Here is a 6,000-nt window from a genome sequence, read left to right as displayed (position 1 = left end):
ACCGGGCTGGGCGGCGCCCCCCAGGGGGGGGGGCCCCCCGGGGGGGGGGGCGGGGGCCCCCCCCCCCCCCCCCCCGTCGACCCCGCCCCGGCTCCCGGGGCGCCCAGAGCCGGCCGGCGCACAGCGTCGAGCCCCAGGTACGGCGTGACCAGGCGGACGAGCCCTCGGGGCCCCGACGCGGTCACCGACAGGAACGGTGAGACGTGACCACCTCCGACAAGCTCCTCCACATGCTGATCGCCGTCGTGCTGTTCTTCGGCGTGATGGCCCTGATCCTCCTGGCCACCCAGCGGCTGCGCTCACGGCGCGGCGAGCGCGTGCAGGCGGCGGCCTTCCTCGGCCCCTCCCTGCTCCTCGTCGCCGTCGGCCTGCTCTACCCCGCGGTGCTGACCGTCTGGCAGTCCTTCCACGGCCCCAACGGCGAGGAGTTCGTCGGGCTGGAGAACTACGTCACGGTCGTCACCGACAAGGAGCAGCTGACCGTGCTGCGCAACACCGCCCTGTGGGTGGTGCTGACCCCGCTGCTGGCCACCGGCATCGGCCTGGTCTACGCCGTCATCATCGACAAGTCCCGCTTCGAGAAGGTCGCCAAGGCGCTGATCTTCCTGCCGATGGCGATCTCGCTGGTGGGGGCCTCGATCATCTGGAAGTTCGTCTACGACTACCGCCAGACCTCCGCCGACCAGATCGGCCTGCTCAACCAGGTGCTCAAGAGCCTGGGCTTCGACACCTACCAGGTGCTGCTGACGGGCCCGTGGAACACGCTGTTCCTCATCGTGATCATGGTCTGGGTCCAGGCCGGCTTCGCCATGACGATCCTCTCGGCCTCGATCAAGGCCATCCCGGAGGACATCGTCGAGGCCGCGCGGCTCGACGGCGTCAACGGCCTCAAGCTCTTCCGCCACATCACCGTGCCGAGCATCCGGCCCTCGCTGATCGTCGTGCTGACCACCATCAGCATCGCCACGCTGAAGGTCTTCGACATCGTGCGCACCAGCACGGGCGGCAACTTCGACTCCAGCGTGCTGGCCTACGAGTTCTACCGCCAGTACTTCGTCGCGGGCAACGAAGGGCTGGCGACCGCGCTGGCCGTCGTCATCTTCATCCTCGTGACGCCCATCGTCATCTACAACATCGTTCAGATGCGCAAGCTGGAGGCCCGATGACCACCGCCACGCCCCTCGTCGGCACGCCCGGCACCCCCGAGACCGGGAGCGACCAGCCCGTGGTCCCGGCGTCCACCGCGGCCAAGCAGCAGCTCACCAACCGATGGGCCTCGCTCGCGGCGGTCGTCATCGCCGCGCTGTGGACCGTGCCGACCTTCGGGCTCTTCATCTCCTCGCTGCGCCCCGAGGGCGAGGTCAAGGGCAGCGGCTGGTGGAACTTCTTCACCGACCCCGACGTCACCCTCGACAACTACAAGCAGGTCATCAACGGCGCCGACACCGACCTGGCGACCTACCTGGTCAACTCCGCGGTGATCACCATCCCGGCCGTGCTCATCCCGATCAGCCTGGCGACCCTGGCCGCCTACGCGTTCGCCTGGATGGACTTCAAGGGCCGCGACGCGCTCTTCGTGGCGATCTTCGCCCTCCAGATCGTGCCGATCCAGGTCACGCTGATCCCGCTGCTCTCGCTCTACGTCGAGCCGCCGTTCAACCTGATGCCGCTGGCCGGCCGCGACGCCCCCGGCGGCGGCTTCTACACGATCTGGCTCTCCCACGCGATCTTCGCGCTCCCGCTGGCGATCTTCCTGCTGCACAACTTCATGCGCGAGATCCCCGGCGAGCTCATCGAGTCGGCACGCGTCGACGGCGCCGGGCACGTGCAGATCTTCACCCGCATCATGCTGCCCCTGATGGCCCCGGCCATCGCCGCCTTCGGCATCTTCCAGTTCCTGTGGGTCTGGAACGACCTGCTCGTGGCCCTCGTCTTCGGCGGCGGCAACCTCGACATCTCACCGCTCACCGTGCGCCTGGCCGCCCTGGCCGGTCAGCGCGGCGAGGACTGGCACCTGCTCTCGGCCGGGGCGTTCGTGTCGCTGATCGTGCCGCTCGTGGTGTTCCTGTCGCTGCAGCGCTACTTCGTGCGCGGGCTGCTGGCCGGCAGTGTCAAGGGGTGACCTCACCCCGCGCGACCTGAGCCAGCCACCGGTAGGAGGCCTTCGGGGTGCGGGTCTGGTCCGCCGGGTCGATGTGGACCAGGCCGAAGGTCTTGGTGTAGCCCTCGGCCCACTCGAAGTTGTCGAGCAGCGTCCACACGACGTAGGCCCGCACGTCGGCGCCGGCCGCGCGGGCGCGGTGGGTGGCGGCGAGGTGGCCGCGCAGGTAGTCGATGCGGTCGTCGTCCTGCACCACCCCGTCGACCCGCTCGGCGTCGGCGCAGGCGGCGCCGTTCTCGGTGACGAGGATCGGCAGCCCGGTGCGGCGGTGGGTCTCGACGAGCAGCTCCTCCAGCCCGTCGGCCACGACCTCCCAGCCGATGTCGGTGCGCGGCTCGCGCACGACCAGGTCGAAGTCGCCCACCCCCGGGTACGCCGCGCCCTCGGGGTGCGGCGGTCGGCCGGGCACGACCAGGTCGGGGCGGGTCGGGGTGTAGTAGTTGACCCCGAGCCAGTCGGCCGAGCCCTGCACGAGCTCCAGGTCGCCGGGCCGGACGAGCTCGGCGTCGGCGAGCTCCGGCGCCACGGCGAGCACGCTCTCGCCGTACTCCCCGTCGACGAGGGGGTCCAGCCACACCCGGTTGCGCAGCGCGTCGATGCGCTCGGCGAGCGGCTCGGCCTCGGGCCGCTCCGGCCACACCGGGGCGAGGTTGAGCACCGTGCCGACGTCGACGGCGTGCGCGGCGCGGATGCGCTCGGCGGCCAGGGCGTGGCTGAGGTTGAGGTGGTGCACGGCGCGGTGCGCGCCGGCGCCCTCGCGGCGACCCGGGGCGAAGACGCCCGCGGCGTGGCCGAGGTAGGCGGTGCACCACGGCTCGTTGTGGGTGGCCCAGACCCCGACCCGGTCGGCCAGCCGGTCGGCGACGACCTCGGCGTAGTCGGCGAAGGCCTCGGCCGTGCTGCGCACCAGCCAGCCGCCCTCGTCCTCCAGGGCCTGCGGCAGGTCCCAGTGGTAGAGCGTCGCGGTCGGCACGATCCCGCGCTCCAGCAGCGCGTCGACGACGCGGTCGTAGTGGTCGAGCCCGCGGGTCTCCACGCGGCCGCGGCCCTCGGGCTGGATGCGGGGCCAGGCGATCGAGAAGCGGTACCACCGCACCCCCAGGCCGGCCACGAGGTCGGCGTCCTCGAGGTGGCGGTGGTAGGAGTCGCACGCGGTGGCGCCGCTGCTGGCGTCCTTGATCGTGCCGGGGCGCGCGGTGAAGGTGTCCCACACCGACGGGCCGCGGCCGTCGACGTCGACGGCGCCCTCGATCTGGTAGGCCGCCGTGGCGGTGCCCAGCTCGAGCACCGACCCGTCGGGCAGGCGGTGCGGGAGGCGGGCTGCGGTGTCTGCCGGGCGCGGGTCCACTGTGCTCATGGCCACACCGTACGGCCCGCGGCCCCCCGACCGGCAGGACGGCGCCGGTGACCGGCATCCACGACCTCGCCCGCGAGGTCGGTGTCTCGACCGCCACGGTCTCGCGCGCGCTGCGGGGGCTGCCGCGGGTCTCGGAGTCCACCCGCGAGCGGGTCCTCGAGGCCGCGGTGCGGCTGGGCTACGTGCCCTCCCCGCACGCGGTCGGGCTGGCCAGCGGGGGCCAGACCCGCTCGGTGGCGATCGTCGTGCCGTTCGTGACCCGGTGGTACTTCGCCGCGGTCGTGCACGGCGCCGAGCAGGTGCTGCGCGAGCAGGGCTATGACCTGCTGCTCTACAACCTCGCCGGCGACTCCGCGGCCCGGCACCGGGTGCTGCGGACCCAGGTGCTGACCAAGCGCGTCGACGCCGTGCTGGTGGTCGGGCTGGGGCCGACCGCCGAGGAGATCGCGGCGATGCAGCGGCAGGGCAGCCCCGTCGTGACCCTGGGCGCACGGGTCGAGGAGTGGTCGAGCGTGAGGATCGACGACGTCGAGGCGTCGCGCACCGCGATGCGTCACCTGCTCGACCTGGGTCACCGCCGGATCGCCTTCGTCGGGGGTCTGGGCGAGGACGGCCTCGACTTCACCACGCCGACCGCGCGGCTGGAGGGCTACCGCTCCTCGCTGCACGACGCCGGGCTCCCGCTCGACGCCGCGCTCGAGCTCGACGGTCGCTTCACCCTCGACGGCGGGGTCGACTGCGGTCGCGCCGTCGCGGCCATGGACCAGCGCCCCACCGCGGTCTTCTGCGCTTCCGACGAGATGGCGATCGGGCTGATGAGCGCGCTGCGCGAGGCCGGGCTGCGCGTGCCCGAGGACGTCTCGGTGGTCGGCGTCGACGACCACGAGATGGCGCGGTTCTTCGACCTCACCACGGTGCGCCAGCCCGTGCACGAGCAGGGCCGCATCGCCGCCCAGCAGATCCTGCGCTCCCTGGGCGGTGCCGACGGCCCGGCCGAGGTCGCGCCCGAGCACGTCGAGCTGGCCACCGAGCTGGTCGTGCGCGCCACCACCGCCGCGGTGTGAGGGCCGGCCCTCAGAGTCGGCGGATGACCTTGGCCGGGTTGCCCACGGCCACGACGTCGGCGGGCAGGTCGCGGGTGACCACGGAGCCGGCGCCGACCACCGTGTTGGCGCCGATGGTGACGCCGGGGCACACGATCGTGCCGCCGCCGAGCCAGACGTTGTCGCCGATGGTGATGGGTCGCGCCCCCTCCCACTTGGCGCGCCGCGGCTCGGGCTCGACGGGGTGGGTGGGGGTGAGCAGCTGGACGTTCGGTCCGATCTGCACGTCGTCGCCGATGACGACCTCGGCGACGTCGAGGCAGACGAGGCCGAAGTTGACGAAGGTGCGGGCGCCGATGCGGGTGCGGTAGCCGTAGTCGACGTGCAGCGGCGGGCGGATCTCGGTCTCCGCGCCGATCGCGCCGAGGAGCTCGACCAGCAGGGCGCGACGCTCTAGCGCCTCCGAGGGCGGCAGGTGGTTGATGCGGTGGGCGAGGTCGCGCGCGGCGAGGCTCTCGCGCTCCAGGTCGGGGTCGTCGGCGATGTAGGGGTCGCCGGCGAGCATCCGCTCGCGCATCGAGCGGTTGTCGGGGAAGGACGGGTCGGGCAGGGCGTCAGGCATGCGCCGATGCTTCCACGCCGTCGCTCAGCGCAGCGAGTAGGTGGCCATCGAGACCGCGACGTAGTGGCTGGCGAAGGCCAGGATCGTGAAGGTGTGGAAGACCTCGTGGAAGCCGAACCAGCGCGGCGAGGGGTTGGGCCGCTTGAAGCCGTAGACCGCGCCGCCGAGGGTGTAGAGCACCCCGCCGGCGGCCACGAGCACCAGCACGCCGATGGCCATCGACGTGCCGAGCTGCTCGGTGGCGCCCTCGATGAACCCGGGGATGAAGAACACCGCGGCCCAGCCCATCGCGATGTAGATCGGGGTGTAGAGCCAGCGCGGCGCGTCGGTCCACAGCACCCGGAAGCCGACGCCGAGCAGGGCGGTGGACCAGATGGTCGTCAGCAGCACGACCTGTTGCGAGCCGTCGAGCAGGATCAGCGTCAGCGGGGTGTAGGAGCCCGCGATGAGGATGAAGATGTTGGAGTGGTCGAAGCGGCGCAGGAAGCCCCAGACGGCGGGCGACCAGGTGCCGGTGTGGTAGATCGCCGAGACGGTGAACAGCAGCAGCGCGGAGCCGGTGAAGACGGCCGAGCCGATCTTCGTGGTCTCCGTCGGCGACAGCACGACCAGCACGATGCCCGCGGCCAGGGTCAGCGGGGCCGTGCCGAGGTGCAGCCAGCCGCGCAGCTTCGGCTTGATGTCGGCGAGGGTCTCGCTGATGGTCTCCTGCACCGAGTCGACCCTCGAGCGCACCGCCTGGGGGATGTGCTGGTCCATGGCCCGACACTACCGGCCGGCACGTCGACCCGCCGAAGCCAGGACGCCCGGTCGGCGA

At 72.2% G+C, this 6,000-nt stretch carries 6 protein-coding genes; 3 read left to right on the top strand and 3 right to left on the bottom strand.

The window, feature by feature from the left end; all coding sequences use genetic code 11:
* Positions 1 to 203 precede the first annotated feature (203 nt).
* On the top strand, positions 204 to 1,166 hold the full coding sequence (locus tag IR170_RS09470; protein ID WP_082499881.1) for a carbohydrate ABC transporter permease: 963 nt from the start codon (positions 204 to 206) through the stop codon (positions 1,164 to 1,166).
* Positions 1,163 to 2,122, top strand: a complete 960-nt coding sequence (locus IR170_RS09465) for a carbohydrate ABC transporter permease (RefSeq protein ID WP_193662206.1) — start codon at positions 1,163 to 1,165, stop codon at positions 2,120 to 2,122. Before IR170_RS09470 ends, IR170_RS09465 begins: the two co-directional genes overlap by 4 nt.
* On the opposite strand, the gene IR170_RS09460 is transcribed toward IR170_RS09465, so the two are convergent.
* Positions 2,112 to 3,518, bottom strand: coding sequence for a GH1 family beta-glucosidase (locus tag IR170_RS09460; protein WP_193662205.1), 1,407 nt, complete (start codon positions 3,516 to 3,518; stop codon positions 2,112 to 2,114). The two genes, IR170_RS09465 and IR170_RS09460, sit on opposite strands and share 11 nt — an antisense overlap.
* A gap of 47 nt (positions 3,519 to 3,565) precedes the next feature.
* Between IR170_RS09460 and IR170_RS09455 the strand changes: the two genes are divergently transcribed.
* Entirely contained in the window at positions 3,566 to 4,582 is a 1,017-nt protein-coding gene (locus tag IR170_RS09455; protein WP_193662204.1) for a LacI family DNA-binding transcriptional regulator, read from the top strand.
* Positions 4,583 to 4,592: 10 nt separating this feature from the next.
* Here the strand turns inward: IR170_RS09455 and IR170_RS09450 are convergent, their stop codons facing one another.
* Both IR170_RS09450 and trhA read right to left on the bottom strand, forming a co-directional pair.
* Positions 4,593 to 5,183, bottom strand: a complete 591-nt coding sequence (locus IR170_RS09450) for a sugar O-acetyltransferase (RefSeq protein ID WP_227488986.1) — start codon at positions 5,181 to 5,183, stop codon at positions 4,593 to 4,595.
* A gap of 24 nt (positions 5,184 to 5,207) precedes the next feature.
* Positions 5,208 to 5,942, bottom strand: coding sequence for a PAQR family membrane homeostasis protein TrhA (gene trhA, locus IR170_RS09445; RefSeq protein WP_056904735.1), 735 nt, complete (start codon positions 5,940 to 5,942; stop codon positions 5,208 to 5,210).
* Between the last annotated feature and the right edge of the window lie 58 nt (positions 5,943 to 6,000).

It is taken from the genome of Nocardioides kribbensis (assembly GCF_015070375.1).
In the GTDB taxonomy this organism is placed as follows: Bacteria; Actinomycetota; Actinomycetes; order Propionibacteriales; family Nocardioidaceae; genus Nocardioides; species Nocardioides kribbensis.
The sequence above is the reverse complement of the archived record's forward strand: the minus strand, read 5'-3'. Positions and strand labels throughout refer to the sequence as shown.

What these genes read in the sequence shown, in the direction of transcription:
- IR170_RS09450 (WP_227488986.1), bottom strand. Translation starts at nt 5,183, where the DNA reads ATGCCTGACGCCCTGCCCGACCCGTCCTTCCCCGACAACCGCTCGATG.
- IR170_RS09460 (WP_193662205.1), bottom strand. Translation starts at nt 3,518, where the DNA reads ATGAGCACAGTGGACCCGCGCCCGGCAGACACCGCAGCCCGCCTCCCG.
- IR170_RS09465 (WP_193662206.1), top strand. Translation starts at nt 1,163, where the DNA reads ATGACCACCGCCACGCCCCTCGTCGGCACGCCCGGCACCCCCGAGACC.
- trhA (WP_056904735.1), bottom strand. Translation starts at nt 5,942, where the DNA reads ATGGACCAGCACATCCCCCAGGCGGTGCGCTCGAGGGTCGACTCGGTG.